Genomic DNA, 24,427 nt, shown 5'->3' with positions numbered 1-24,427 from the left:
GGCTTTTTTAATTCGGCCAATAAGTACGCCGGCCAGGTGCTGGAGCGCCGCACCCAGATAACCGACTACTTCCACCTGGCCGAAATGAACCAGCAGGCGGCGGTAGAAAATGCCAGCCTGCGCCAGCAGCTGTACCCGCCCGATACCATCGGCCGCGAAGCCGATTCGGTGGCGCTGCCGCCGGCCCGCACCGACTCGCTCAAGCGCATCCGCTACCAGCGGCCGGCCGCCAAGCCCGATACTTTATTGCTCGGCCAGCAGCTCATAGCGGCCCGCGACCCGAGTTATCCACTGATTCCGGCCCGGGTTATCAACAATATGCTCCGGAATGTGGATAACTACCTTACTTTGAACGTGGGCAGCGTGAACGGCGTGCGCCCCGGCCTGGGCGTGATAGCTGCCGGTGGGGTGGTGGGCCGCGTGAAGGTGGTGAGCGAGCACTACGCCACCGTGACCAGCCTGCTGCATTCCAAAACCAGCATCGCCTCCAAAATCAAGCGCGACGGCACGTTCGGCACCATCCGGTGGCTGGGCGACGACCCCACGCACGCCTTGCTCGACAACGTGCTGCGCGAAACGCGCCTGGTGAAGGGCGACACGGTGGTGACGTCGGGCTACAACGCGGTATTCCCCGAGGGCGTTTTCGTTGGCACCATCGACTCGTTTGTGAAAGAGCCGGACAAGAACTTCTGGACGGTGCGGGTGAAGCTGGGCGTCAATTTTGCCAACTTGACCTACGTGTACGTGGTAACCGCCAAGCCCAAGGTAGAGCGCGACACCGTGGAAGCCCGCTCGGGCGTGAAGCTGGAAGGAGCCCCGCGACCATGAGTGGACTCCGGTTTCTCCTCATTCAGATTTTGCGCTTTGCGCTCTATGCCGGCGTGCACGTACTACTGATTAGCCGGCTGGTGCTGTTCGACCTGGGCTGGTGCTTTTTCTACCTGGGCTTCCTGCTGTTTCTGCCCATCGCCACGCCCATTGTGGTGCAGCTGCTGCTGGCCTTCGCCATGGGCCTGACCATGGACATCTTCTACGACACCGGCGGGTTGCACGCGGCGGCGGCGGTGCTGCTCGGCTTTTTGCGACCCTGGGTGCTGCGCCTGCTCACCCCGCGCGACGGCTACGACAGCTCCGATTCGGTGAACGTGCACCAAATGGGCGGGCAGTGGTTTAGCGTATACATGGCGCTGCTGGTGCTGCTGCACCACGCGGCGTTTTTTCTGCTGGAACTGGGCAGCTTCCGGCATTTTGGCCTCACGCTCGGGAAAATGCTGGTCAGCGCACTCTTTACCAGCCTGGCGCTGTTAATCGTGCAGCTGCTGTTTTTCCCGGTTCGGCGCGGGCGGCAGTAGTCTGCCGTAAATTTGTAGCTATGCAATACCTGGAAGGCCGCAAATATGTCGTGCAAGGCATTTTTCTGGTGGTGGCCCTTATTTTCCTTACCCGGCTGTTCTTCATGCAGGTGCTGGACGGCACCTATAAGCTGGCCGCCGACAAGAACACGCTCCAGCGCATCGTGCAGACGCCTTACCGGGGCCTGATTTACGACCGCAAAGACCAGCTGCTGGTCAACAACACCCCGGTGTACGACCTGATGGTGGTGCCCCGCGAAGTGAAGCAGGCTCGACTCGGCCCGGTTTTGCGAGCTGCTGCAAATTCCGCTGGAAGACCTACGGGCCGGCATGCTGGCGGCCAAAAAATACTCCCGCAACAAGCCTTCGCCTATTGTTCAGAACCTGACTTCGCGCGAGCCTGGCGGCCATTTCGGATAAGTTGAGCGACTTCCCCGGCTTTCGGACGCAGACGCGCATGGCGCGGGCCTACCGCACGCCCAACCTAGCTCACGCCCTGGGCTACGTGGGCGCCATCACGCCCGCCTTCCTCGAAAAGCCGAAGTATGCCAAGTACCGGCCCGGCGAAAACATCGGCATCTCGGGCCTGGAGTCGTACTACGAGCAAACCCTGATGGGGCGGCGCGGGGTGCAGTACAAGATGGTGAACGTGCGCGGCATCGAGAAGGGCAAGTTCCGGGACGGCGAGTTCGATACGCTCTCGGTGGCCGGGCAGGATTTGCACCTGAGCATCGATGCCGAGCTGCAGGCTTATGGGGAAAAGCTGCTGGCCGGCCGGCGCGGCTCCATTGTGGCCATCGACCCCAAAACCGGCGAGATTCTGGCTTTTGTCTCGGCCCCGAACTACGACCCGCAGCTGCTCACGGGCAAGGGCTCGGGCAACCGCTACATGGCCTTGCTCAACAACCCGGAGCGCCCGCTCTTCGACCGCCCCCTGATGGCCACGTACCCGCCCGGCTCGGTATTCAAGCTGGTGAACGAGCCTGGTGGCCTTGCAGCTGGGCGTGGTGAAGCCCTACACGGCCTTCGACTGCAACCAGAAGCTGGTGAAGTGCACGCACGACCACGAGCGGCCCAGCAACGTGAGCATTGCCATCAAGAACAGCTGCAACCCGTATTTCTACCAGGTGATGCGGGCGGCGGTGCTGCGCGGGCAGTCGCCCAACCGCTTCGAGGATGCGCGCCTGGGCCTGGGCCAGTGGCAAAAAATGGTGAAGTCCTTCGGCCTGGGCGAGAAGCTGGGCGTGGACATGTCGCAGGAAAAGCGCGGCCTCATTCCTTCGCCCGACTACTACGACAAGCGCCTGGGCCACCACCGCTGGAACTACAAAACCGTGTACTCGCTCAGCATTGGGCAGGGCGAAATCGGAATCACGGGCTTGCAAATGGCCAACGTGCTGGCCACCATTGCCAACCGCGGCTACTACTACACGCCGCATTTCGTGCGCGGCATTGGCAACGGCGGCCCGCTGCCGGAGTACCAGCAGCGGCACTACACCGCCGTCGATACCACGCTGTTTAAGTACATCATTCCCGGCATGCAGCAGGTGGTCGATAGCAAGGGCGGCACCGGCAACCTGGCTTCGTTGGCTCAATTCGGCATTTCGGTGGCCGGCAAAACCGGTACCGTGCAAAACCCCCATGGCTTCGACCACGCCACCTTCGCGGCCTTCGCGCCGGCGCAGGACCCCAAGATTGCCATCGCGGTATTCATCGAAAACAGCGGTTTTGGCGGGGTGAGCGCCGCGCCGGCAGCCGGCCTCATGATTGAGCAGTACCTGCGCGGCAAGGTGGCCCCCACCGCAAAACCTGGGAAAACTGGGTGATGTACGGCGACTTCACCAAGAATCTGCATTAGCCGTACAAAGAAGGTTTAACCAAAAACCGTCATGCCGAGTGCAACCGAGGCATCTCGCGTGGGGTAGTAATCCAATCGTCTGTCGTCCTGGGCAGAGCGAAGGACCTTATCAGGTCAGCACAAGTCGTTGAGCCGTGAGAAGATGCTTCGCAGGCGGACGCTAGATGAGCATGATGGGCGGAGCGAGCGAGATGCCTCGGCTGCGCTCGACATGACGGTTTTTGGTTATTGAAAGCCAACAATCCTTGCGTAAGCTGGTTATACACCTCCTCATTTACTACCGATACTACATATGGAATCTCTGCAAGGAAAAGTCGCCCTGGTAACGGGCGCGGGCAAAGGCATCGGCCGGGCCGTGGCCCTGGCGCTGGCTGCCGAAGGGGTGCAAGTGGGCCTGCTGGCGCGCACCGAAAGTGACCTGCAAGTGCTGGCCGCCGAAATCATCGCCACGGGTGGCACCGTTGCCACGGCCGTGGCCGACATCGCCGACCGCACCGCCGTGAACGTGGCCGTCGCCAAGATTCACCAGGAGCCTGGGCCCGATTGACATCCTCATCAACAACGCCGGCATCGGCAGCTTCGCCAAGTTTCTGGAGATGGAGCCCGAGCAATGGGAGCACATCATCCAGGTGAACGTGCTGGGTACCTACTACGTGACGCGCGCCGTGCTTCCGGTTATGATAGCGCGCCAGACCGGTGACATCATCAACATCTCGTCCACGTCCGGGCAGCGAGCTGCCGCCGGCAGCAGTGCCTACAGCGCCTCCAAGTTTGCCGTGCTCGGCCTCACCGAGGCGCTGATGCAGGAGGTACGCAAGCACAACATCCGCGTGTCGGCCCTCACGCCCAGCACCGTGGCCACGCCCCTGGCTCTGGAGAACAAGCTCACCGACGGCAACCCCGAAAAGGTGATGCAGCCGGAAGACCTGGCCGAATTCATCGTATCGCAGCTCAAGCTCAACCGCCGCATCTTCATCAAGGAAGCGGGCATGTGGTCGACGAATCCGTAATTGAGCTGGTTGCCGAAGATAAAAGCGGCCTCGCAACACTCGTTGCGGGGCCGCTTTGCTTTATTATGCCCGGTTGGGCTAAGTTTCAGGGAGAGTAACCGGCTATAGTTGCTCGAAAGGGGTGTTTTGAATGCGGTACGACTTCCAGTCTTTGTAGTCGAAGTGCCACCATTCGGCCTCTAACACGCTGAAGCCGTGTTGCTCCATCTTGCTGCGGAGCAAATCCCGCCGGGCGCGTTGCTCGGCCGTGCCACCGGCGTAGGCCGCATAAGAGCGCGGGCTCATTTCGTCGTATTGGCCCGGCATTTCGACTTCCTTGCCCGAAGCCAACTCGCATAAGCTCAAATCGATGGCGCAGCCGCGGTTGTGGCGGGAGCCTTTCTGGGGATTGGCCACAAACTCCTTGTTGGCGTCCGGCGTGCTGTCCCACATCTGTTTGGTGATGGCCCACGGGCGGTACCCGTCAAATACCAGGAGCTTGTAGCCAAGCGGCTTGAGCTCCTGGTTTACCTGCGCCAGCGCGGCGGCCGCCGGGCGCTGCAGGAAGGCCCGGGGCTGCGTGTACAGGGGCCGATGCATAAAGTTGCTGCTGGTGGCGTACCGGATATCAAGCTGGAGGGTGGGGTCCAGCCTGCTGCAGCTCCACCAGTTCCGAGGGTTTAAAATCGCCGGTTTCCTGCGGCGGTTTGGCGGCGCAACTGCTAATTAAAACCACCGCACAAAACGCCCCCAGCTTCCGGAATGGCGCATAGATTTCTGCGGAATCGCCCATAATGCATTCTATTAAATTCGATTAAATATAGGGGTCGAATGCAAAGGGAGGAATTTTCAAAATCAACGGCAGACTGGACCAGTCAACAAAAAAGCCTCCAAATGGAGGCTTTTTTGTTGACTCTTATACATGCCTACAGAATCCCGCTCAGGAAGCCCGGCACTATGCCCAACGCAATGGTGAGCAGCGCCAGCAGGACTAGCGTGGCCTTCTGGATGCCGTCTACCGGAACGGGCGTGGCGCCTTCCTCGGCGGGACGCATATACATGGCAATAATGGGGCGCAGGTAGTAGTAAAGGCCCACCATGCTCATCACCACGGCAAATACCACGAGGCCGATGTAGCCCTGGCCGGCGGCCGCAGCCAACAGGAAAAATTTGCCGAAGAAGCCGCCCGTAAGCGGGATGCCCGCCAGCGAGAGCATGGCCACCGTCATGCTGAAGGCCAGCAGGGGATTGGTTTTGCCCAGGCCATTGAGGCCGGCGTAGTCGTCGCGCTGGCGGTGGTCGGCCACCAGTTTCAGCACGCCGAAGGCGGCGATGGTGGCGATGGAATAGGCCAAGGAGTAGAAGAAAATGCCACTGGCGGCGTCGCCGGTGAGGTTGCCCCGGCTGGCCACGAGGCCGATGAGCAGGTAGCCGGCGTGGCTCACGCTGGAGTAGGCCAGCATGCGCTTCGTGCTGGTTTGGGCAGCGGCGCCCACGTTGCCGAGCAGCAGCGTGAGGGCGCACATGGCCTGAATGGTGGGCAGCCAGAAGCTCTGGGCGCCGGGCAGGGCCACGGCCAGCAGCTTGAGAAAGGCGGCGAAACCGGCCGTTTTCACCACGGTGCTCATGAAGGCGGTGAAGAAGGTGGGCGTGCCCTCGTACACGTCGGGCGTCCAGAAGTGGAACGGCGCGGCCGATACCTTAAAGCCAATGCCGATAATCATCATCAGGATGCCGATGTAGAGCATGGGCTGCAGGCTGGCATTCTGAGGTGCGGCGATGGCCGTGGCCAGCTGCGAGAGCACGAAGGTGCCCGTGGCCCCGTAGAGCAGTGCAATGCCGAAGAGCAGAATGCCGGTGGCGAAGGCGCCCATCAGGAAGTACTTGAGGGCGGCTTCGTTGGAGCGCGAGTCGCGCTTGCTTGAGCCGGCCAGCACGTACATGCAGATGCTCAGAATTTCGATGCCCACGAAGAGCATGATGAGGTGGTCGTAGCCCACCATCATGACGGCCCCCACCAGCGAGAACAGCAGCAGGGCGTAGTATTCGGCCAGGTTGGCTTCGCCGGCCACCACGTAGCTGCGCGAGAAAGGCAGCAGCGCAATGGTGGTGAGCACCACGATGCCGGTGAAGGCCACCGTGTAGTTGTCGACCACCAGCATGTTGTTGAAGTACGGCGCGTGAACCACGTTCCAGTCGGCCAGGTTGGCCCCGAACACGGCCAGCAGCAGCAGCATGGCGCCGGGCAGCAGCACCTTGTTCGAGCGCATGAAGCCCAGGAACAGGTTGAGGATGCCGAAGACGGAGAGGAGAATGATGGAGGTCATATGGTTAGCTGTTAGCCACTAGCTGTTAGCTACTAGCTCTTTTGCTGAAGGTGTTTGTGGTCGGCTTTTTAGCTCAGAAGCCAAACGTGCAAAGGCGACAGCTAACAGCTAATAGCCATCAGCTATAAGCTAAAATTAGCGCCCTACCAGCGCCAGGATATTGATAACGGCCGGCTCCGAAAACTGCAGGAACGTGCCCGGGAACAAGCCCAGCCAGAACACCAGCACAATTAGCGGCACCATTATCAGCAGTTCGCCGCCAGTCAGGTCGGTGATGGTTTCGGAGAAAGCCGAGTCGGGGCCGAGCATGACGCGCTGGAACATGCGCAGCAGGTACACGGCCGAGAAGATGATGGTGAGGCCGGCAATGGCGCCCGCCCAGGCATTGTACTGGTACACACCGGCCAGCAGCAGGAACTCGCCCACAAAGCCGCCGGTGAGTGGCAGGGCCACGGTGCTGAGCAGCATCACCAGAAAGCACACCGAAAGCACCGGCGTGCGGCGCGTGAGGCCACCCAAGTCGGGGATGAAGCGGGTGCCGGTGCGGCGCTCAATGGCGTCGGCCACGAAGAACATGCCCACCACGTTTACGCCGTGGGCCAGCATCTGCACCACCGCGCCTTGCAGGCCAATCTGGGTGAGCGAGAATACGCCGGCCGCCATCAGACCCACGTGGGAAAGCGACGAGTAGGCGATAAGGCGCTTCATGTCGCGCTGGCGAATGGCGATGATGGCCCCGTAGATAATGCCGATGATGGACAGGATGATAACCAGCTTGCCCCACTGGCTGACGCCCAGCGGCACCACCGGCAGCAGCCAGCGCAGGGTGCCGTAGATGCCCATTTTCAGCATGATGCCCGAAAGCAGCATGGTGGCCGGGGCGGGAGCCTCGGTGTAGGTATCGGGCTGCCAGGTGTGGAAGGGGAAGATGGGCATCTTCACGGCGAAGGCCGCGAAAATCAGCCAGAACAGCCACGACTGCTCGGCCGCGCTCAGCTTGAGGCTGTAGAAGGCCGACAGCTCCGACGAGTGTGCTGCCAGGCTGCCCACGCCGGGGCCGGTTTGCAGGTAGAGGTACACAAAGCCGGCCAGCATAAACAGCGAGCCCACCACCGTGTACAGGAAAAACTTAAGCGTGACGGCCACGCGGCGCTCGCCGCCCCAGGCGCCGGCCAGGAAGTAAATCGGAATCAGCGCCACTTCCCAGAAGAAGTAGAACAGGAAGGCATCGAGCGACATGAACACGCCGAGCAAGCCCGTTTGCATGAACAGCACCAGCGCGTAGAAAGCCGAAGGGTTGTCGTACTTGTGCTTGAAGGCGGCCAGCAGAATGAGCGGCACCAGGAACGTGGTGAGGAGCACCAGCAGCAAGCTCAGGCCATCGAGCCCAATGTGGAAGTTGATGCCGGCCGAGGGAATCCAGGCGTAGTTGAGGTTAAAGCCCGCCGTGCCGGTGGCTTTGAAGGCAAAGGCGGCGTACACCGCAAGACCAAATTCGAGGGCGGAAACACCCAGGGCCAGGGCCCGGGCGGTAGCTCCCTTGGTGAAATGCAGCAGCAAGGCGGCCGCAAGAGGGAGGAAAAGCAGTACAGCAGTCAGCATGAACGAGCGGGTTGGGCGCGTTGCGGAGAAGGGGAACCCACCCGCAAATTGACCGCAAACTTACGCACGGACTAGTAAGGCTCCGCTGTATTTGCGCAACTTCTACGGTTGGGCCGCTTTCCGGCGCCCTGGCCCGGGGTGGACAATGGCCAGCCGCTGGCAGTGAAGTAGCAGAATATGTAGTTTCATCCTGAGCCGGGCAGCTTTGAGTTGAGCCACCATGAGTGTTCTGCAGCAGGATGCGTGGGCGCTGTCAGGTAATTTCACCCGACCATGACCGAGAAATCCGCCGTTGTATCGCGCCTGGCGCCCACGCCCAGCGGCTTCCTGCACCTGGGCAACGCCGTAAACTTTGTGCTGACCTGGCTGCTCACCCGGCAGGCGGGCGGGGTGCTGCACCTGCGCATCGACGACCTAGACCGGGCCCGGCTGCGCCCGGCTTACCTGGATAATATTTTCCGGGTAATCGACTGGTTGGGCATCGACTACGACCATGGCCCCACCGGGCCCGATGATTTTCTGCGTCACTACTCGCAGCTGCTGCACCTGCCCGAGTACAACGCCGTGCTCCGCCGGATGGCTCAACTTCCCGGTTTGGTAACGGCCAGCACCCGTTCCCGCACCAACGACGCCGAGGCTTCCGTCCCGCTTGATACGCCTGGCGTGGCCTGGCGGGCCCACGTGCCGCCCGGTACCACCGTGGCCATTCCCGACGGACTACAAGGCGCCACCAGCATTCCCCTGGCCGCCCTTATGCCCGATTTCGTCATCCGCAAAAAAGACGGCGTGCCTGCCTACCAGGTAGCCTCCGTGGTAGACGACTTGCGCCTGGGCACCACCCTGGTTGTGCGCGGCATTGATTTGCAACCCAGCACAGCCGCGCAGCTCTGGCTGGCCAGCCAACTAATCGAAACGGCCGCGTTCAACACCTCGCGCGTTCGGTTTTATCACCATGCACTATTGACCGATGACGCTGGCCAGAAGCTCTCCAAGTCGCAGCAGCTGCCGCTGGATGCGGGCGTATTGAGCCATGCCCGGCAGGGTCCGCAGGCTGTATTTCATGCGGTGGCCAGGTTGCTGAAGATGCCGGTTGAAGCTGTGGAAAGTTTACAGACGTTGCAAGGGCACCTCACCCCAGCCCCTCTCCAAAAGAGAGGGGAGCCGGACGGTAACCAAACGAAAAGCCTTGACTTAAGATTGAGCCAAGGCTTTTCGTTTAAAATTGAGCTAAAACTGTGTGCCGTGGCACCCTCTCTTTGGAGAGGGGCCGGGGGTGAGGTGCCTCCGGGGGGCGCTACTGAGCCTGCCGCACTTCCTTCTTGAACTGCTCCGCCCAATGGTCAGCCAGGCGGGTGGGTTCCGGCAGCTTGTAGCCGCGCAGGCAGGCCAGCGTGAGCCTGGTCGCGGTGGCCTGGTCGCAGCGGTGGCCAGGGCTCACGAACAGCGGCAGCACCTTGTCTTTGCTGCGAATGACGTTGCCAATCAGCTCGCCGGTTTTGGCGTCGGTGAGCGGAGTGATGTTGCCCCGTTCAATACCGGGTTCCGTGAAAGTGCCCGTCAGCTTTTGCTTGGCTACGCCGAAGGTGGGCATGTCGAGCAGCACGCCAAGGTGCGCGGCAATGCCCATGCGGCGCGGATGTGCTATGCCGTGACCGTCGACCATGATGACGTCGGGCTTGTTCTGGAGCTTGGCGAAAGCTTCGATGACGTTGGGCGCTTCGCGGAAAGAGAGGAAGCCGGGCACGTAGGGCATGTCGACCACGCCGTAGTTGTACACCTTCTCTACCAGTTCGAGCGAGGGAAATTTCAGCACCACAAACACCGACAGGATGGTATCGGGCGTGGGGAACGACGAATCGCAGCCGGCGATGAGGCGCGGCTCCTGAGCCAGGGGCTCGGCCCGCACGCGCAGGCGCATTTCCTGCTGCTGCTGGGTGAGGGTTTGAACCAGAACGGGGTCGGGTGGGGGGCCGGGCGGGCGGTAGTAGGCCATGTTTTAATGAAGAATGAGGAAGGAAGAATGAGGAATTGCCGCGGAGAAGAAAAGTATCCTACGTGTCGGGGAGCCGTATAGGCAGCGGGTGGCAATAATTCTTCATTCCTCATCCTTCATTCCTCATTGCCTTGGCCAACCATTCTGAGCAACCCGCGGCCACCGGCTCGGGCCCGTGGCTCGAGCGCCGCTACTTCATCGACGTGGCGCGCCCGCGCCTCACCCCCGCCCAACTCATGGGCGAGGTGCAGGCCGACGTAGCCCGGTTTGCGCCCGAGTACCTGGCCGATTTCAAGAAGAAAGAAGGCCCGGAAAACGGTCTGCGAGTGGGCGAAGAATTCGAAATCAGTATTCTGGGGCCCTGGAATGGCTGCGTGCGCGTGACCGAGGTGGGCGACACCCTGTTTGAGCTCATCACGCTGGAAGGTCACCCCGAGGCCGGGCGCATTCACTTCGAAGCCCACTACCTGGACGAATCGCCCGACGTGCTGCGGTTCGAAATCCGCTCGCGGGCCCGCTCCCGCGATGGGCTGGTGGCCTTCGCCTACGGCACCCTCGGCGTGGGCAAGCGCGTGCAGGAAGCCACCTGGGTAGAGTTTTGCCGACGCGTGGCCGCGGCCAGCGGCGGCCAGGCCCTGAGCAACGTGGTGGTGGAAACCCTAACGCAAACCGAAACCGGCCCCAACGACCATGAGCGCCACGCGTAGCCAGCCCAACCCAAGCGCCCCGCCAGCCACGACGCTGCCGGCCCCTGCCCCCGCAAGGGCTACGCCGGCGCCGTGGGAGCAATACCGCGCCCGCCTCGACGCCTATGCCAACGCCGAAGTCAACTACGACTTCACCCGCCAGAACGAGTACACCAGTGCCACGGGCTGGCGCATCGACGACTACGAAACCGACCTGCCCGCCGAAGCGCCTGGCCCGCCCGCCGCGGCCGGCTCCTTTGCCGCGGCCCAGGACGTGCTGCGCCGCTACGCCTTCCCGCCACCGGACCTGATTACCGGCATTTTCTCGCCCGACGGCCCGCTCGAAAAGCGCATCATGGTACTGCGGGCGCAGTTTCTGTTCTTCAAGTTCTACTTCGGGGTGCGGGTGAGCGGCGTGACCGACGAGGCCGCCCGCGACACGCCCACGGGGCCCGAGCGGGTGTGGGGCTACGGCTACCGCACGCTCGAAGGCCACTTCGAGCGCGGCCAGATTGACTTTACCATCCACAAAAACCTGAACACCGGCGCGGTGCAGTTTCGCATTCACGCTGTGTCGCAGTCCGGCCAGATTCGCAACCCGTTTTATTGGGTAGGGTTCAAGCTGTTTGGGCGGGCACTGCAGCGCAAGTTTGCCCGCGAATCGCTGAGGCGCATGCGCGAAATGGTGGCCACGGCCCTGGCCCAGGGCACCCCCGCCCCGGCCCCGGTGCCCGTAGTAACTGCCTCAGTGTCTTAGTGGAACAGGCGGCGCTCGGCCCAGAACGTGCCGAAGGGCACCACAGAAGCCACCAGTGCCAGCGCCGTTTTGCCAAACGACCAGCGCCGCTCAATGGCCACCACAATCAGCAGCAGCACGTAAGCCACAAACAGCAGGCCGTGGGCCATGCCCACGTAGCGCACGGCGGTGGGCTGGCCCGCCAGGTACTTCAGGGGCATGGCAATGCCCAGCAACACCAACAACGAAACGCCTTCCAGGAAAGCAACGAGCCGCAGGCGGCCCAACGAGCTTAAAAACAAACGACCGGATACTGACGGCATAGCGGAAAAACATAAAATAGTGGCACAAAGCTACTCCGTACTTTCCCGGGCGCCCTGCCAAACCTTCGCGCCCTGGTTCGGTTTAGCCCCTGCTGCCTTCAGCTCAACTTATCCATTTCAACTCATTATTATGCTTCCAACCAAAGCCTATGCCGCTCCGGCGGTCAGTGCACCCCTGGCGCCGTTCGATTTCGAGCGCCGCGAAGTCGGCCCGCACGACGTTCTCATCGATATCCAGTTCTGTGGCGTGTGCCACTCCGACCTGCACCAGGTGCGCGACGAGTGGGGCGGCTCCATCTTCCCCATGGTGCCGGGCCACGAAATCGTGGGCCGCATTACAAAAGTGGGCGACCACGTGAAAAACTTTAAAGTGGGCGACCTGGCTGGCGTGGGCTGCATGGTCGACTCCTGCCGCACCTGCCCCAGCTGCCTCGAAAACCTCGAGCAGTACTGCGAAGTGGGCATGGTAGGCACCTACGGCGGCCGCGAGCGCGGCACCGGCCAGCCCACCTACGGCGGCTACTCCAGCCAGATTGTGGTCGACGAGAAGTACACCCTCAAGGTATCCGACAAGCTCGACCTGGCCCGCGTGGCCCCGCTGCTCTGTGCCGGCATCACCACCTACTCGCCCCTGCGCCAATGGAAGGTGGGCCCCGGCCACCGCGTGGGCGTGATGGGCCTCGGCGGCCTGGGTCACATGGCCGTGAAGCTGGCCGCCGCCATGGGCGCCGAAGTCACGGTGCTCAGCACCTCGCCCAACAAAGAGGCCGATGCCAAAGAGCTGGGTGCTCACAACTTTGTGGTGACCAAGGACGCCGACCAGCTCAAATCGGTTACCAACTACTTCGACTTCATCATCAACACCGTGTCGGCCCCGCTCGACCTGGCCGCCTACCTGAACCTGCTGCGCCGCGACGGCACCATGATTCTGCTCGGCGTGCCGCCCGAAGCACCCCAGGTGCACGCCTTCAATCTCATCGGCAAGCGCCGCCGCATTGCCGGCTCGCTCATCGGCGGCATCGCCGAAACCCAGGAAATGCTGGACTTCTGCGCCGAGCACAACATCATGTCCGATATTGAGCTGATTGACATCGCCGACATCAACGAGGCCTACGAGCGCATGCTGAAAGGCGACGTGAAGTACCGTTTTGTAATTGATTTGGCCACGCTCAACTAAGCTTTTGAACTTAAGTTGGCTCAACAAACGGCCGGCCTTCCCATGTGGAAGGCCGGCCGTTTGTGTTCGCGCCTCCGACTTGTTGATGCCCGGGAATTGGCTATAAGTATAAAAAAGGCCCTGCGTACTGCGCAGGGCCTTTTTTCGAATAAAGACAGGAAGGCTATTCTTTCACCAGTTTCAGGCGCTGCGTTTGCCCGTCGGTATGGCGCACCTGCACCACGTAGATGCCGCGGGGCAGCACGTCCAGCCCCGGAAGCTGAACGCTGGAATTGCCGGGGGCCAGCAGCGGCGTCCAGGTGCGCACCTGGCGGCCCAGGTTGTCGAACATGGTCACGGTGGCGCGGCCAGCTGCAATGGTCTCCAGGGTCAGGTTGATTTCCGACGTGAACGGATTGGGATAGCCTTGCGCGGTGGCCCCCGCCGTGCTGCCGAAGCTCACCGTTTTGGGACCGTAGAAGCTCTCCTTGTTGTCGAGGTCGAGCCTGGCGTAGGCGGTAGTAGCGGATGCCGTATTTTTTGGCGCCCTCGTCCCGGTACTGGTAGGCGCGCGGCGCGCTGCTATTGGGCGTGGCCGAAGCCACGAACCCTATCTTTTGGAAAGCCTTCCCGTCGCTGGATGCCTGTACTTCAAAGCCTTTGCTGTTGATTTCCTGGGCAGTAGCCCAATTTACCAGCGCATCGGAGCCCTGAGCCGCCGCGGTGAAGCTGGTCAGGGTTACGGGCAGCGGAACCTTGCGGTCGCCCAGGGTGAAGGTGGCGGCCAGGGTGCCGGTAATTCCGTCCCGGACGACGATGTTGCGGATGTCGTCGAGGGTGCTTCTGAATAAAGGCTCGAAGGGAATGCCTCCGGTGAGGGAGCGGAAAAGCACCAGGTCCTCTTCCAGAATGCCATTTACCTCCGAATCCAGGTAGTGAAACCCGAGGTCGAAGCTCTGCACGTTGTTGTTCTCGGGCGTGAACGTGAAGCTGCGTTTTACGCTTTTGCTCGGCGGTACCCCGTTGTACACGTAGCCCGTGAGGCGGGTGGCCAGGGTGATGCGCGGAGCCGGGCCGTTGGTCGTGAGGTCGACCCCAATGTTGCCAAAGGACTCCATCTGCCCGGAGTTGACGAAGCGCTGAGCGCGCAGAATACCCAATACGAAGCTGGTTTCGGACTCCCCGGATACGGCGGCATTGATGCCCAGGTCTACGCTGTAGAGGATGGGGTTGTCGGTACGGGTGGAGATAACCCCGCCCAGGCCAACAAAGCTCAACCCGGCCAGGACGTCCATCCGGTTGTTCAGGATTTTGGTGCCGCCGCCCTGTATCCGAAGGTTAGTAAACGCCGCCCCGTCGAAGACCTGCGTGCCCCCGGCCAGGGTGAAGACCCCGCCCGACTGCCCAAACCCGCCGTTGGGGTCCAGGAAGTCGCCGTATACCTGCAGCTCGCCGCCCGTCAGGAAGTTGCGTGCGCCCAGGGCGCCGTTGTTGCCCAGAATGCGCAGCGTGCGCACCTGCGCCGGCTGCACGTTGCTGCGAATGGTGGGGTACGGAAAACCGCCAGTGGAAAAGAAGGTGATTGTGACATCGGTGGTGCTGTTGGGAATAACCCCGGTGCTCCAGTTCAGCGGATTGAACCAGTCGTCGCTAACGGCGCCCGTCCACTGGGAAGGAACGCTGCCGGCTACGGTGAAGGTGGTACGGTAATTTGCGCCGCCGTTGTTGTCGAATATAAACGCCGTGGCGCCGCCGCTACCAGTATTATAAGCGGCCTGGAAGAAAAGCTCCAGCACGTAGACTCCAGGCCCGCTCGTGGCCGCCAGCAAGTTGGGGTTGCTGGTGGTGTTTACCCACTTTTTGTCCCGGCCGCTGGGCCCCGCGCTTTCAAAGTTCAGCGTGAGCGAAGTGAACGACGCCGGAGGGGTAGAGCCCTGCAGGTAGATTCGATAAAATAACTGAACGGCCTGCACTTCGTCCTGGCCGGTTTCCCGGGTATTCGACTCGCCCCCAGGGTCAGGATGCCCGTGCCTCGGTCGAAAATGCCGATGTTGGTCAGGGTGGTGAAGGGCTGCTCCGACACGTTGCCCTTGGCGGTGGTATAGTACCGCGTACCGTTCAGAATGATAAAATTGCTGTCGAAATCGGTTGCCTGGGCAGGGTTGGCAAACGCAGTGAAAAGCAGCAGCACAAGCCCGCTTAGGAACTGCAGGGCAAGGGCTGGCAATCTTTTTTCGGATAATGAATAAACCCTATATTCATTGGCGTTTATAGCTGTTTTCATGGCGCATAGGGTATAAATAGATTAAATGGTACAATTGAAAGGCAGGATATTTTACGGAATTTACGAAAAAAGAGTATGGATTAGTTAAATAAATTCTTACTTTTATACTGTTGAGCTAAACCGGACGATGCGTTTTCCAGTGCTACTTCATCCGGTAATGGCAGGACTTATTGCAAGACCTTGCCGAAAGCTAAAAACACAGATGCAGGGCCTGTTTGGCTGGTGCCATCTACCATTGAGAGCGGGGCCGTAACGAGGACGATAAGCCGAGGGCATAAAAAATGCCCTTCCGTCGGGAAGGGCACTCTGAAGATGGGAGCAGAAGCCGGAGCAGTTGGCCTGGCAAGGCACGCAGGCCGGGGTATTTTTGCTCTGTAAATAGTAACCAATCAATAAGATACGATGATTCGCTTTTGAATGGGGAGGCCGCTGCTGAACAGCGTGACGACATACGTGCCTTCGGCCAGGCCCACCGGCAGGGGAGGGGCGCCAGGTAGTGCGCGTCGCTCGGGGCCAGGGACGTAGTCAGGAGCACGCGGCCCAGCGCATCGCTGAGGCGCAGCGTCACGGCTTCCTCGTCGTAAGACTCAAGCAAAAGCTGGATGGGCTGGCCGGCGCTGGGTACAGGGTAAACCTCCGCCTGGCGGGCCAGGCGCGGCGCCGGGGCCAGGGCCACCACGGAGCTGTAGTGCACCACGCCGTCGCGGTCGGCCTGCCGCAGGCGGTAGTACATGCGCGCTACCAGCCGCTGCGGGTCGGGCCACTGGTAGGTTAGCGGCTGGGTGCTGGTGCCGGCCGCGGCCACCCGGCCCACTTCGGTAAACGTGGAATTGTCGGCCGAGCGCTCTAGGGCGAAGTAGGCGGTATTACGCTCCGTGGCCGTCGACCAGCGCAGCATGGCCATGCCACGGCCGTCCACGGAGCCGGTGAACGAGATTAGCTCCACGGGCAGGGGCGTGGGGGCGCGCTGCGCGTGGCCATGGCAATGCTGGTGCCGCGGGTGTTGTAGGCAATGCTGGCGCCGCTGGCGTTGTACTCGGCGTTGGTGATGTAGTAATACGTGTTGGGCTGCAGGCCCGTGACCGTGGCCGAGTGGCCGGTGCCGCTGTACACCACATGCCCGGCCCCCAGCGCGGTGCCCTGGCCAAACGCCGCGTTGCCGGTATAGAACCGGCCATCGGCAGCCACGAGCGGCACGGGCATGCCGCCAACGGTGGGCGCCATGGCCACCACCCGGCCCTGGCCCGTGCCGCTGGCCCCGAATTCTAAATCCATGGTACTGGCCGTGACCCGGACAATGCTAACCGTCCCGCCCTGGCTAGGTGCCGCTACCTGGGCCTGAGCAGTATTACTGAACAACCTGGCCGCAAGAAACAGCAGGATAATGAAGATGCGCCGAGGCATAAAATGAAAGTAAAATATGGACCTATATGATGATTGAATTAATAGTGGAGAAGAAATGGCATTATGAATATTACGATAAGAACGATTTCACTCTATTTCTTCCCGGTAGATAATAGGCAGCGGTGTTTGGTAACGCTAATATAGGACTTGGTTTTGTATGAATACCGCTTATTGACCTTTAAAGTAGGTATTCGCCAAATTTTGTATAATAATGTGAAGGAAGCTGAACGGTGAGAAGACAGCTGTAGAATTTGTGCTTTTGTTTATAATATAGTCGACTGAAATGGTGTTAATTTAAGCGGGTGTTTGTGGGATAGTTGGTAGGAAAATTGAGCCAACAGCACGAAAAAGGCCAGCCCATTGGGCTGCCCTTGGCGGAAGTGAGGGGTGATGAAGACCTACGCCATCACGCGCATGGCCGGCACGGCGGGCCAGGCGGTGTGCGTGACCTGCACCTCGGGCCACAGAGCCTTCTGGCCGGTGTAGTGCAGAAACACGCGGGCCGTGGTGATGACGTCCTTCTCGCAGTAAGTCACGATGCGCTTGAGGTTCTTTTCGGTCCAGTAGGTGTAGCCCACCTGCGAGCCGTCGATGTCGTCTTTGGGCGAGGGGATGCCGAAGATGCCGGCCAGCAGGGGCAGGGAAATGTGGCCCTTGTTGTCGCCAAACTTCCAGAGGTCCATGGTGTCGAGCAGGTGGGGCAGGTCCCAGGGCTTGTGGCCGGCAATGTCGAGCATGGGCGGAATGGGCTGCCCGCAGATGAGCATGCGACGGCCCAGGTAGCCGTAGTCGAACTCGCGGCCGTTGTGCGCGCAGAGGTAGTAGCCGTCTTTGCCGGCCGTGTCGAGCTTGGGCCGGTAGTCCTGGCTGGCGGGCGGGAAGCGCTCCAGAAACTTCCCGAAGCCGCTAAGCACCTCGCACTCGTCGTCATCGGCAAAGGATTTGACCCGAAACTCCAGGGCCTCATCTTTCAGGGCGCGGAAATAGCCCACCGAGATGCACACCACTTTGCCGAATTCGGCGTAGAGCCCTGCTTTTTCATACAGCTCCGGGTGGGTTTTGCCGTCGGCTACCTCCTTGGCGTGGCGCTTGCTGCTGAATTTTTCCCAGAGCGGCCGGTGGGTTTCGGGCAGCTCGTCGTGGCAGCCGTAACAGGGCACCGTCTCAATATCAACGAAAAAGACTTTGGTGAGGTCAACGTGACGGAGAATGTGCATGGCAGAGGCGGGCTATAGTCGAGTATGAAGGTAGCGCCCTGGTGCCCAACCGTGCAAAATTCGACCGTGCTATCCTCGGGTTTTAAAATTATTAACATACAAATATTAAATAAAAGCTAACCTGCAACGTTGGCGGGATTCTTTGCCTCATCTTGCGGCATTATTCTCCCACCAAGCCACTGTTTTCTGTGACTTTTGTCTACCGTTTCGCGCTGCTGGGCCTGCCCCTGGCGGCCATAGGCAGCCTGCCTACGCCCACCGCCCACGCCCAAACCGCCCCGGCCACGCTCCCGGCGGCGCCCACCGCCACCGGCTCGCTCACCGGCCAGGTGCTGGACTCGCTCAGCCGCAAGCCCGTGCCCTACGCCACGGTGGTGCTGCTGCCGCCGGCCCCCAACGACAAGCCCATCACGGGCGTGGCCGCCGACGACAACGGCCGTTTCTCCCTCACCAGGCTGGTGGCCGGCCCGGCGCGGCTGCGCATCAGCTACGTGGGCTACGGCACCCAGACGCGGGCCATTGCCATCACGGGCGGGGCCACCGATGCGGGCACGTTCCGGCTGCCGGTAGCCGGCACAGCGCTGGCCGAGGCCGTGGTTATCGGCACGAAGCCGGTGGTGGAAGTGCGGCCCGACCGCATCATCTACAACGCCGACCAGGACGTGACCAACGCCGGCGGCACCGCTTCCGACGTGCTGCGCAAAGCCCCGCTGCTGGCCGTGGATGGCGACGGCAACGTAAAAATGCGCGGCTCAAGTAACTTCAAGGTGCTCGTGAACAACAAGCCTCGCCCACGCTAGCCAGCAACCTGGCCGAGGCGCTGAAAGGCATTCCGGCCGACCAGATAAAGAGCGTGGAAATCATCACGACGCCCCCGGCCAAGTACGACGGCGAAGGCACGGCCGGCATTATCAACATCGTGCTGAAAAAAGGCGTGGACCGCGGCCTCAACGGCCGGGCAAGTGCGGCAGCCGGCAACCGGAACTCCAACCTGAGCGGCTCGCTCAACTTCAAAAAGGGCAAATTTGGGGCTACCTCGAGCTTTAGTGCCGGCGTGAACAACGGGCCCACGCTGGGCCTGGTCGACCGGGTGGGCTTTACCAGCCAGGGCCCCACCCACCTCACGCAAAGCACCACGGGCAGCCGCAAGGGCCAGTCGTACTTCGGCACGCTGGGCTTCGACTACGACCTGAACGAGCACCAAAGCCTGTCGCTGGCCGGCTCGTCGTACGGCTACAACGGCTTCAACGACGGCTCCCTGTTCACCCGCTTCGAGGCCCCCAATGCCAACACTGCCGTGTTTACCCGCGCTACCGACTCGCGGTACAAGAACTTCAACGGCGAAGTCACGGGCACCTACACCCGCACCTTTGCCCAGGCCCGCCGGGAGTGGAGCGTGCTGGGCCAGGTGGCCCGCAACAGCGGCCACAACGATTACGATTTCGACCAGTTCAGCGGCTCCGATGTGGCCCTGGAACCCGGGCTGGCCAACTACCGCGAGCGCAGCCGCAGCCGCATGCCGAGCCTGGAAGTCACGGCCCAAACCGATTTTGTGCAGCCGCTGGGCGAAAAGCAAACCCTCGAAACGGGCCTCAAGGCTATCTGGCGCCGCACCGAATCGGTGGCCGATGTGGAGGGCTTCACGCAGGGCGTGACGTCGGACTTTGTGCCTCTGCCGGCCCGCGGCACCGACTTTACCTACGACCAAAACGTGCAGTCGGCCTATGCCACTTATTCGTTTGCGGCCAGCAAGAAGCTCAACCTCAGCCTGGGCTCGCGCCTGGAGCGCACGGCCATCGCGGCGCAGTTCCGCACCACCGACACAGGCTTTGAGCGCAGCTACCTGTCGCTGCTGCCCAACACCTTTGCCCAATACGCGCTGAGCGAGTCCAGCAGCATGCGCCTGGCCTACAGCCGGCGCATCACGCGGCCGTACATCTACTACCTCAACCCGTACGTGAACCGCAACGACCCGCAGAACATCTTCTTTGGTAACCCCAACCTGAAGCCGGAACTCACCGATTCGTACGAGTTGAGCTACAATACCAACGGCAAAGCCGGCTCGCTGAACGTGTCGGGCTCGATGCGGCGCACCGGCAACTCCATCCTGACCGTGCGCAAGCCCACCGACGAGGCCGGTGTAACCGCCACCACCTTTGCCAACGTGGCCAACGAGGCTACTTACCAGCTCAATTTCTACGGCTCCACCAAGCCGGTGCCCAAGTGGGACATCAGCGGCGGGCCGAACCTGGAGTACGTGGTGCGCCGGAGCCCCACGCTGGGCCTGGAGCGCCGCGGCTTCAGCGCCAGCCTCAACCTCAACACCTCGTACAAACTGCCCAAGAGCTTCACCGTGCAGGCCTTTTTCTACGGGTCGCTGCCCTCGCCCGAGCTGCAGGGCCGCGACCTGGGCTATATGTACTCCTCGCTGGGCGTGAAGAAGTTACTCTTCAAAGACAAGGCCGACCTGACCGTGAACGTCTCCAATCCCTTTAACCGCTACACGGCCTACGGCAGCACTCTCAGCACCGCGTTTCTGGAGGAGCGGCAGGAGTACCGGTCGTACCAGCGCGGCTTCCGCGTGAGCTTCGGCTACCGCTTTGGGCAAGAGCAGCAAAGCAAGCGCCGCAAGTCCATCTCGAACGACGACGTGAAAGGTGGCGGCAGCAAGCAGGGCGGGTAGTAGTAGCCTTACCGAACAGCAAAAAGCCCCGGCCATATTGGCCGGGGCTTTTTTGGTGCTTCTGAAATAAGGGGGATTACAGTTTGCGCAGGGTCCGCTTTATCTGGCGTTGAGCCGTTTTGGAGTAGGCTTTCATTCGCTGCCGGCGGGCCACTTTGATTGGCTGCGGAGTAGCCAGTTTCAGAGTCGCCGACTTGTCGGTGGGGGAGAGGGTTATGCGCTCATCGGCAAAGCCACCATAGCTCACCAGCAGCTGCACCGGACCAGTAGTGGCAGGCAAGGCCAGGCTAAACTCCCCGGCGGCATTGGTCACGGCGCTCAGGTCGGTGCCCACCACTTCTACCACGGCCCCGGGCAGGATGCCGGCTGGGCTTACCACGTGCCCGGTGAACAGCTTGGTGGCGGCCGGCGCGGTCCGTGCGGCGCGCGGCGCGTCGCTGCCGCCGCGGGTTGCGGCCGGCACGAAAGCAGAACTGCTGGCAAATGTCTTGTTGTTTTGGGCCTTAGCCGTCTTCAGGCCCAGGGCGTAGGTGAGAAGCGAAGCGGCAAGGAGTAAAGAAGCGCGCATAAGGAAAAGCAGAAAAGGCGAGGCGATGAGCTTGCGATTATTGAATGATACAAACTTAGCCTTGCATGTAAACCGGAAAATATAGCTTTAGCCCAATTGCTTGTTTGCATCGGCCAACGGCTGGTTTGGCCAAGCCAAGGAAACACGCCGTTGGGCTGGTCAGGCAGTGGGCATAAAAAAACCCTGGTCCAGCTGGCCAGGGTTTTCTGCGGAAGAAAGGTGAGGTGTTTTGAGAAAGATGTTTTGGTATGGATGGAAGTTGTGCTTGAGCTAGTTAGCTGCGATTTCCTTGGTGCGGAGCAGGTATATCGACCCCATGGCTTTTACGGGCGCCATGCTCACTACTTCTTCCTGCAGGCCGCCGTAGCCACAAGTCAGCTTCACTACTTTGGCATCGGCGGGCACACGCAGCTCAAATTCGCCTTCGGCATTGGTCACGACGATGGTGCGGGTGCCGTGCAGCCACACCGTGGCGCCGGCCAGGGCCCCGTTGGCGTCTTGCACCACGCCGTGCACCAGCTTGTAGGCGCTGGCCTTGGGTGCCTCAACTGCCGACGAACGGCTGCTGCCCTTGGCAGCCGACACGTAGTTGAAGGCATACTGGGCGTGGGCGGGCAGTACGGCGAACAATAAGCCCATGGAAACTACAGCCGAGGCGATGCGGGAAGAAGTTGACATTTGCACTTAGAGGTCTTTTAGTTGGATGATGCAAACGTACTATGTAATCATACCATTTTCCAAATATTCGTAACGGTAAACTCACTAATTTTCTAGGATAAACGCAACTATATATTCCCGCGGGTTGGACATTAAAAAAGAAAAGGGCCCCATACGAACAGGATGGAGCCCTTTTGAAAAATCTATTTTTGCAGTTATCGAAGTCAGTAAAAAGCTGAAAAACAGGTGAGAAAAAGCTTCGTTTGCTACATCGACTCTGGAAGCCGCTGCTGCTGGCGGTACACCACAAACGAGTAAGCATAGCAAAACACTGCCGTTCCGATGATGAGCACGAGTACTATGGTCTTCATCCAGGCCATGGGAAGCAGCAGGGCCAGGCCCGCGATGGCCAGCCCGGAGACGAAGAAAAGGATACCACCTACCCGGTGGGTACGGGCCCAGACCGTGGCGCTCTCCAGCGTCCAGGGTGTGCGAATGCCCACAAAATAGTTGGGCTGCACGGTGGTGAGGTAGTTGCCCAGAAAGGCAAAAGACACACCCAGCAGTACCAGCACGCCCCGGTCGGACCCGGCTCCGGGATGCAAGGCCATGTAAATGCTGTAGCAAGCCAGCCCACTGACCAGCCCCACCAAAGCCAGGCGCAGCTTCTGGAAGTTGGCCGTGCTGCCGTCTAAGCGGCGCTTAGGGTCGAGTTTGGGCAGCACCGTGAGCAAAAGCGCCACGCCCACCGGCAGCGCCAGCGTCATCCACCACATGTTGGCGCGGCTGGTGAAGCCGTTGGGCCGGCCGTCGAGGCCAAAGTGCGTGGGCAGCTGCTCCGGCAACGCCGACCAGCTCAACGCCAGGTAAAGCGACGGCAGCGCCAGGAGCACCAGGGTAAGGATTTGCCAGGGAAGCAGGTTCTTTTTCATGACAGCGAAAGGCTGAATCAGGTTAGGATTTGAACTGGTAAAGCCAGCCCAGGAGCTCATCGAAGACGGTCATATTCAGGGTGTACACCACAAACTGGCCCTGCTTCTGGCTGGTAACCACTCGGCCTGGCGGAGCAGGTCGAGGTGGTGGCTGATAGTGGGCGCCGAGAACCGGAACTGCTCGGCAATGGCGCCGGCCGTGGCGGGCCCGTTGCGCAGCCGCTCCAGGATGGCGCGCCGCGTGGGGTCGTTCAGGGCTTTGAAGAGGGCGTTCATAGGGGGCGTTTCAATAATTAGGCAAATGTCTAAATAGTATCGAAATAAAAAAGCGTGGCTCCTTTTGGAAAGGAGCCACGCCAAAAATTATCAGGTCAGGGTAATGCCGAAAGGGTCAGGCGGTTTGCTCCACTTTGGGTTCGGCGGCGGTTTCGGGCCGGCGCATCCAGCCCATGCCGCAGCGCTGCTGCATTTGGAGACGGAATTTCTCCCGCTCCTCGGGGCTGAGGTGCTCCATTCGGCCGGCCATGCGCTGCTGCCAGGCCTTGCGGCGCCGGGCCCAGTCGCCGGACCGTCCGCCCCGGAACCCGCCAAACAGAATCCGGCTCAGGACGAGCAAGCCCAGCGTTTGGCCCAACGTGAGGGCCGGCCCATGAAACAGCTCCGGCACCAGCCAATTCCACAGGTACTGGGTGAAGAAAACGGCGACGGTGAGGAATAGCGCCGCAAAGAGGAAAAAGCGGAGGCCGCGCAGCAGCCAGAATTTACGGTCCATAATGGTGGGTAGTTTCTTGTTTTTGGTTGCTGGTTGCTCGTTTCTGGTTTTTTGTTTCTCGCTTCTCGTTGTTAAGACTCCTTCTATGACAACGAGCAACTAGAAACAAGCAACGAGAAACCAACTAATCAGTGAAAAGCTCGGTGTACAGTTTCTGCAGCCGTTTGCGCAGGTGCAGCACGGCGTAGTGCTTGCGCGAAATCAGGGTTTTGAGCGGCACACCGGTTTCTTCCTCCATTTCGCGGAAGGTTTTGTCTTCAAGCTCGTGCCACACAAATACCTGGCGCTGGGCGGCCGGCAGCTCGGCCAGCGCGTCGGCGAGGGCATCCATGAGGGTTTCGCGCAACAGGCGGTTTTCGGGCGAGTCGTCGGGCGCGGGCAGCAGGTCGGCCAGCAGCAGGCCATCGCCGTCGTCGGCCGCTTCGGCCGCTCCAAATGCTTCTTCCAGACTCACGGGGCGCTTGCGGCGGTACAGGTCGGTGATGCGGTTGCGGGCCACCCGAAACAGCCAGGCCGCGGCCTGCTCCACGGGCTTGAGCAAGCGGTAGCTTTCTACGAGGCTCGGCAAAGACGTCCTGCAGCAGGTCTTCGGCCTCGGCTTCGTCGGGGATGCGGCGGCGGATGAACTGCAGCAGCCGCGGCCGCTGCTGCCGCACCGCGTCGGCAATCTGGCGGTCTTGCTGCGTGGCCGTCATCGGGGCAAGGGAGGAGGGGAGCGAAAGTGCCATGGTTTCCATTCTGAACAAGCAGACGCTGGCCCTTCGAATTTACTTTAACTTTTTCTCGCACCCATGTAGTGTGGACTTTGCAAGTCCGCGCGTTGAGCGAATGGCCCCGCCCAGGCGCGGACTCACAAAGTCCACGCTACATAAAAAGGGGCCAGCTTTT

The 24,427-nt window shown here is 61.0% G+C and carries 28 protein-coding genes and 1 pseudogene; 13 read left to right on the top strand and 16 right to left on the bottom strand.

From position 1 onward, the window contains the following. The first annotated feature begins 36 nt into the window (after positions 1 to 36). The 7 genes and pseudogenes from mreC (at position 37) to ACFQT0_RS25685 (ending at position 4,220) form a co-directional block, all read left to right on the top strand. Positions 37 to 828, top strand: coding sequence for a rod shape-determining protein MreC (gene mreC / locus ACFQT0_RS25715; RefSeq protein ID WP_380205833.1), 792 nt, complete (start codon positions 37 to 39; stop codon positions 826 to 828). After that, positions 825 to 1,352 (top strand): hypothetical protein, encoded by a 528-nt coding sequence (locus ACFQT0_RS25710; protein WP_380205832.1) that lies wholly within the window; start codon positions 825 to 827, stop codon positions 1,350 to 1,352. Before mreC ends, ACFQT0_RS25710 begins: the two co-directional genes overlap by 4 nt. A gap of 20 nt (positions 1,353 to 1,372) precedes the next feature. Next, the gene (locus ACFQT0_RS25705; RefSeq protein ID WP_380205831.1) at positions 1,373 to 1,777 is read left to right on the top strand and encodes a hypothetical protein; all 405 of its coding nucleotides are present in this window, start codon (positions 1,373 to 1,375) and stop codon (positions 1,775 to 1,777) included. A gap of 32 nt (positions 1,778 to 1,809) precedes the next feature. After that, positions 1,810 to 2,289, top strand: a pseudogene (locus tag ACFQT0_RS25700) (peptidoglycan glycosyltransferase); the annotation flags it as partial. 49 nt (positions 2,290 to 2,338) lie between these two features. Continuing rightward, positions 2,339 to 3,178: a penicillin-binding transpeptidase domain-containing protein gene (locus ACFQT0_RS25695; protein ID WP_380205830.1), complete on the top strand. Its 840-nt coding sequence runs from the start codon at positions 2,339 to 2,341 to the stop codon at positions 3,176 to 3,178. A gap of 324 nt (positions 3,179 to 3,502) precedes the next feature. Beyond that, positions 3,503 to 3,757 carry an SDR family NAD(P)-dependent oxidoreductase gene (locus tag ACFQT0_RS25690; protein WP_380205829.1) on the top strand — a complete coding sequence of 85 codons (255 nt, stop codon included), beginning with the start codon at positions 3,503 to 3,505 and terminating at the stop codon, positions 3,755 to 3,757. Continuing rightward, positions 3,744 to 4,220 carry a 3-ketoacyl-ACP reductase gene (locus ACFQT0_RS25685; RefSeq protein ID WP_380206139.1) on the top strand — a complete coding sequence of 159 codons (477 nt, stop codon included), beginning with the start codon at positions 3,744 to 3,746 and terminating at the stop codon, positions 4,218 to 4,220. Before ACFQT0_RS25690 ends, ACFQT0_RS25685 begins: the two co-directional genes overlap by 14 nt. 102 nt (positions 4,221 to 4,322) lie before the next feature. Here the strand turns inward: ACFQT0_RS25685 and ACFQT0_RS25680 are convergent, their stop codons facing one another. The 3 genes from ACFQT0_RS25680 to ACFQT0_RS25670 form a co-directional block, all read right to left on the bottom strand. Continuing rightward, entirely contained in the window at positions 4,323 to 4,850 is a 528-nt protein-coding gene (locus ACFQT0_RS25680) for a M15 family metallopeptidase (RefSeq protein ID WP_380206138.1), read from the bottom strand. A gap of 275 nt (positions 4,851 to 5,125) precedes the next feature. Next, the gene (locus ACFQT0_RS25675) at positions 5,126 to 6,526 is read right to left on the bottom strand and encodes an NADH-quinone oxidoreductase subunit N (RefSeq protein WP_380205828.1); all 1,401 of its coding nucleotides are present in this window, start codon (positions 6,524 to 6,526) and stop codon (positions 5,126 to 5,128) included. Between the two features lie 135 nt (positions 6,527 to 6,661). Then, on the bottom strand, positions 6,662 to 8,128 hold the full coding sequence (locus tag ACFQT0_RS25670; protein WP_380205827.1) for a complex I subunit 4 family protein: 1,467 nt from the start codon (positions 8,126 to 8,128) through the stop codon (positions 6,662 to 6,664). A gap of 273 nt (positions 8,129 to 8,401) precedes the next feature. On the opposite strand from ACFQT0_RS25670, the gene ACFQT0_RS25665 reads away from it, so the two are divergent. After that, positions 8,402 to 9,451: a glutamate--tRNA ligase family protein gene (locus ACFQT0_RS25665; protein ID WP_380205826.1), complete on the top strand. Its 1,050-nt coding sequence runs from the start codon at positions 8,402 to 8,404 to the stop codon at positions 9,449 to 9,451. On the opposite strand, the gene nfi is transcribed toward ACFQT0_RS25665, so the two are convergent. Continuing rightward, on the bottom strand, positions 9,423 to 10,121 hold the full coding sequence (nfi, locus tag ACFQT0_RS25660) for a deoxyribonuclease V (protein WP_380205825.1): 699 nt from the start codon (positions 10,119 to 10,121) through the stop codon (positions 9,423 to 9,425). The two genes, ACFQT0_RS25665 and nfi, sit on opposite strands and share 29 nt — an antisense overlap. A 131-nt stretch (positions 10,122 to 10,252) precedes the next feature. Between nfi and ACFQT0_RS25655 the strand changes: the two genes are divergently transcribed. Then, the gene (locus ACFQT0_RS25655; protein ID WP_380205824.1) at positions 10,253 to 10,828 is read left to right on the top strand and encodes a DUF1990 family protein; all 576 of its coding nucleotides are present in this window, start codon (positions 10,253 to 10,255) and stop codon (positions 10,826 to 10,828) included. Further along, on the top strand, positions 10,812 to 11,564 hold the full coding sequence (locus ACFQT0_RS25650) for a DUF1990 family protein (RefSeq protein ID WP_380205823.1): 753 nt from the start codon (positions 10,812 to 10,814) through the stop codon (positions 11,562 to 11,564). The genes ACFQT0_RS25655 and ACFQT0_RS25650 overlap by 17 nt, the downstream gene beginning before the upstream one ends. On the opposite strand, the gene ACFQT0_RS25645 is transcribed toward ACFQT0_RS25650, so the two are convergent. Next, positions 11,561 to 11,866, bottom strand: a complete 306-nt coding sequence (locus ACFQT0_RS25645) for a DUF3817 domain-containing protein (RefSeq protein WP_380205822.1) — start codon at positions 11,864 to 11,866, stop codon at positions 11,561 to 11,563. The two genes, ACFQT0_RS25650 and ACFQT0_RS25645, sit on opposite strands and share 4 nt — an antisense overlap. Positions 11,867 to 11,996: 130 nt before the next feature. Here ACFQT0_RS25645 and ACFQT0_RS25640 point away from each other — a divergent pair, with 130 nt between their 5' ends. Further along, positions 11,997 to 13,043, top strand: a complete 1,047-nt coding sequence (locus ACFQT0_RS25640; RefSeq protein ID WP_380205821.1) for an NAD(P)-dependent alcohol dehydrogenase — start codon at positions 11,997 to 11,999, stop codon at positions 13,041 to 13,043. Between the two features lie 20 nt (positions 13,044 to 13,063). Here the strand turns inward: ACFQT0_RS25640 and ACFQT0_RS31775 are convergent, their stop codons facing one another. The 5 genes from ACFQT0_RS31775 to ACFQT0_RS25605 form a co-directional block, all read right to left on the bottom strand. Further along, positions 13,064 to 14,995, bottom strand: coding sequence for a hypothetical protein (locus ACFQT0_RS31775; RefSeq protein WP_449272086.1), 1,932 nt, complete (start codon positions 14,993 to 14,995; stop codon positions 13,064 to 13,066). Continuing rightward, a complete protein-coding gene (locus ACFQT0_RS25620; RefSeq protein WP_380205817.1) occupies positions 14,917 to 15,213 on the bottom strand; it encodes a hypothetical protein in 297 nt (98 codons plus the stop codon). The genes ACFQT0_RS31775 and ACFQT0_RS25620 overlap by 79 nt, the downstream gene beginning before the upstream one ends. Before the next feature lie 322 nt (positions 15,214 to 15,535). Then, on the bottom strand, positions 15,536 to 16,252 hold the full coding sequence (locus ACFQT0_RS25615; RefSeq protein ID WP_380205816.1) for a hypothetical protein: 717 nt from the start codon (positions 16,250 to 16,252) through the stop codon (positions 15,536 to 15,538). Next, complete coding sequence (locus ACFQT0_RS25610; protein WP_380205815.1) at positions 16,243 to 16,710, bottom strand: hypothetical protein; 468 nt, start codon at positions 16,708 to 16,710, stop codon at positions 16,243 to 16,245. The genes ACFQT0_RS25615 and ACFQT0_RS25610 overlap by 10 nt, the downstream gene beginning before the upstream one ends. Before the next feature lie 398 nt (positions 16,711 to 17,108). Then, positions 17,109 to 17,927: a ribonuclease H-like domain-containing protein gene (locus ACFQT0_RS25605; RefSeq protein ID WP_380205814.1), complete on the bottom strand. Its 819-nt coding sequence runs from the start codon at positions 17,925 to 17,927 to the stop codon at positions 17,109 to 17,111. A gap of 188 nt (positions 17,928 to 18,115) precedes the next feature. On the opposite strand from ACFQT0_RS25605, the gene ACFQT0_RS25600 reads away from it, so the two are divergent. Together ACFQT0_RS25600 and ACFQT0_RS25595 are read left to right on the top strand one after the other, a co-directional pair. Further along, complete coding sequence (locus tag ACFQT0_RS25600) at positions 18,116 to 18,727, top strand: carboxypeptidase-like regulatory domain-containing protein (protein WP_380205813.1); 612 nt, start codon at positions 18,116 to 18,118, stop codon at positions 18,725 to 18,727. Positions 18,728 to 18,780: 53 nt separating this feature from the next. Next, on the top strand, positions 18,781 to 20,610 hold the full coding sequence (locus ACFQT0_RS25595) for a TonB-dependent receptor domain-containing protein (protein WP_380205812.1): 1,830 nt from the start codon (positions 18,781 to 18,783) through the stop codon (positions 20,608 to 20,610). Between the two features lie 76 nt (positions 20,611 to 20,686). Here ACFQT0_RS25595 and ACFQT0_RS25590 read toward each other — a convergent pair whose 3' ends face one another. The 6 genes from ACFQT0_RS25590 to ACFQT0_RS25565 all read right to left on the bottom strand — a co-directional run bounded on the left by ACFQT0_RS25590 (position 20,687) and on the right by ACFQT0_RS25565 (position 24,107). Beyond that, positions 20,687 to 21,178: a carboxypeptidase regulatory-like domain-containing protein gene (locus ACFQT0_RS25590; protein ID WP_380205811.1), complete on the bottom strand. Its 492-nt coding sequence runs from the start codon at positions 21,176 to 21,178 to the stop codon at positions 20,687 to 20,689. Positions 21,179 to 21,448: 270 nt separating this feature from the next. Next, on the bottom strand, positions 21,449 to 21,856 hold the full coding sequence (locus ACFQT0_RS25585; protein WP_380205810.1) for a carboxypeptidase-like regulatory domain-containing protein: 408 nt from the start codon (positions 21,854 to 21,856) through the stop codon (positions 21,449 to 21,451). A gap of 245 nt (positions 21,857 to 22,101) precedes the next feature. Further along, entirely contained in the window at positions 22,102 to 22,767 is a 666-nt protein-coding gene (locus tag ACFQT0_RS25580; protein WP_380205809.1) for an SdpI family protein, read from the bottom strand. Between the two features lie 75 nt (positions 22,768 to 22,842). Beyond that, the gene (locus ACFQT0_RS25575; RefSeq protein WP_380205808.1) at positions 22,843 to 23,043 is read right to left on the bottom strand and encodes a metalloregulator ArsR/SmtB family transcription factor; all 201 of its coding nucleotides are present in this window, start codon (positions 23,041 to 23,043) and stop codon (positions 22,843 to 22,845) included. Between the two features lie 115 nt (positions 23,044 to 23,158). Further along, complete coding sequence (locus ACFQT0_RS25570) at positions 23,159 to 23,539, bottom strand: hypothetical protein (protein WP_380205807.1); 381 nt, start codon at positions 23,537 to 23,539, stop codon at positions 23,159 to 23,161. Positions 23,540 to 23,663: 124 nt separating this feature from the next. Further along, positions 23,664 to 24,107, bottom strand: coding sequence for an RNA polymerase sigma factor (locus ACFQT0_RS25565; protein WP_380205806.1), 444 nt, complete (start codon positions 24,105 to 24,107; stop codon positions 23,664 to 23,666). Positions 24,108 to 24,427: the final 320 nt, after the last annotated feature.

Origin of the sequence: Hymenobacter humi (assembly GCF_042665855.1) — a bacterium.
Taxonomy (GTDB): domain Bacteria; phylum Bacteroidota; class Bacteroidia; order Cytophagales; family Hymenobacteraceae; genus Hymenobacter; species Hymenobacter humi.
Note: the sequence above shows the minus strand (reverse complement) of the source record. Positions and strands in the feature narration are given on the sequence as shown.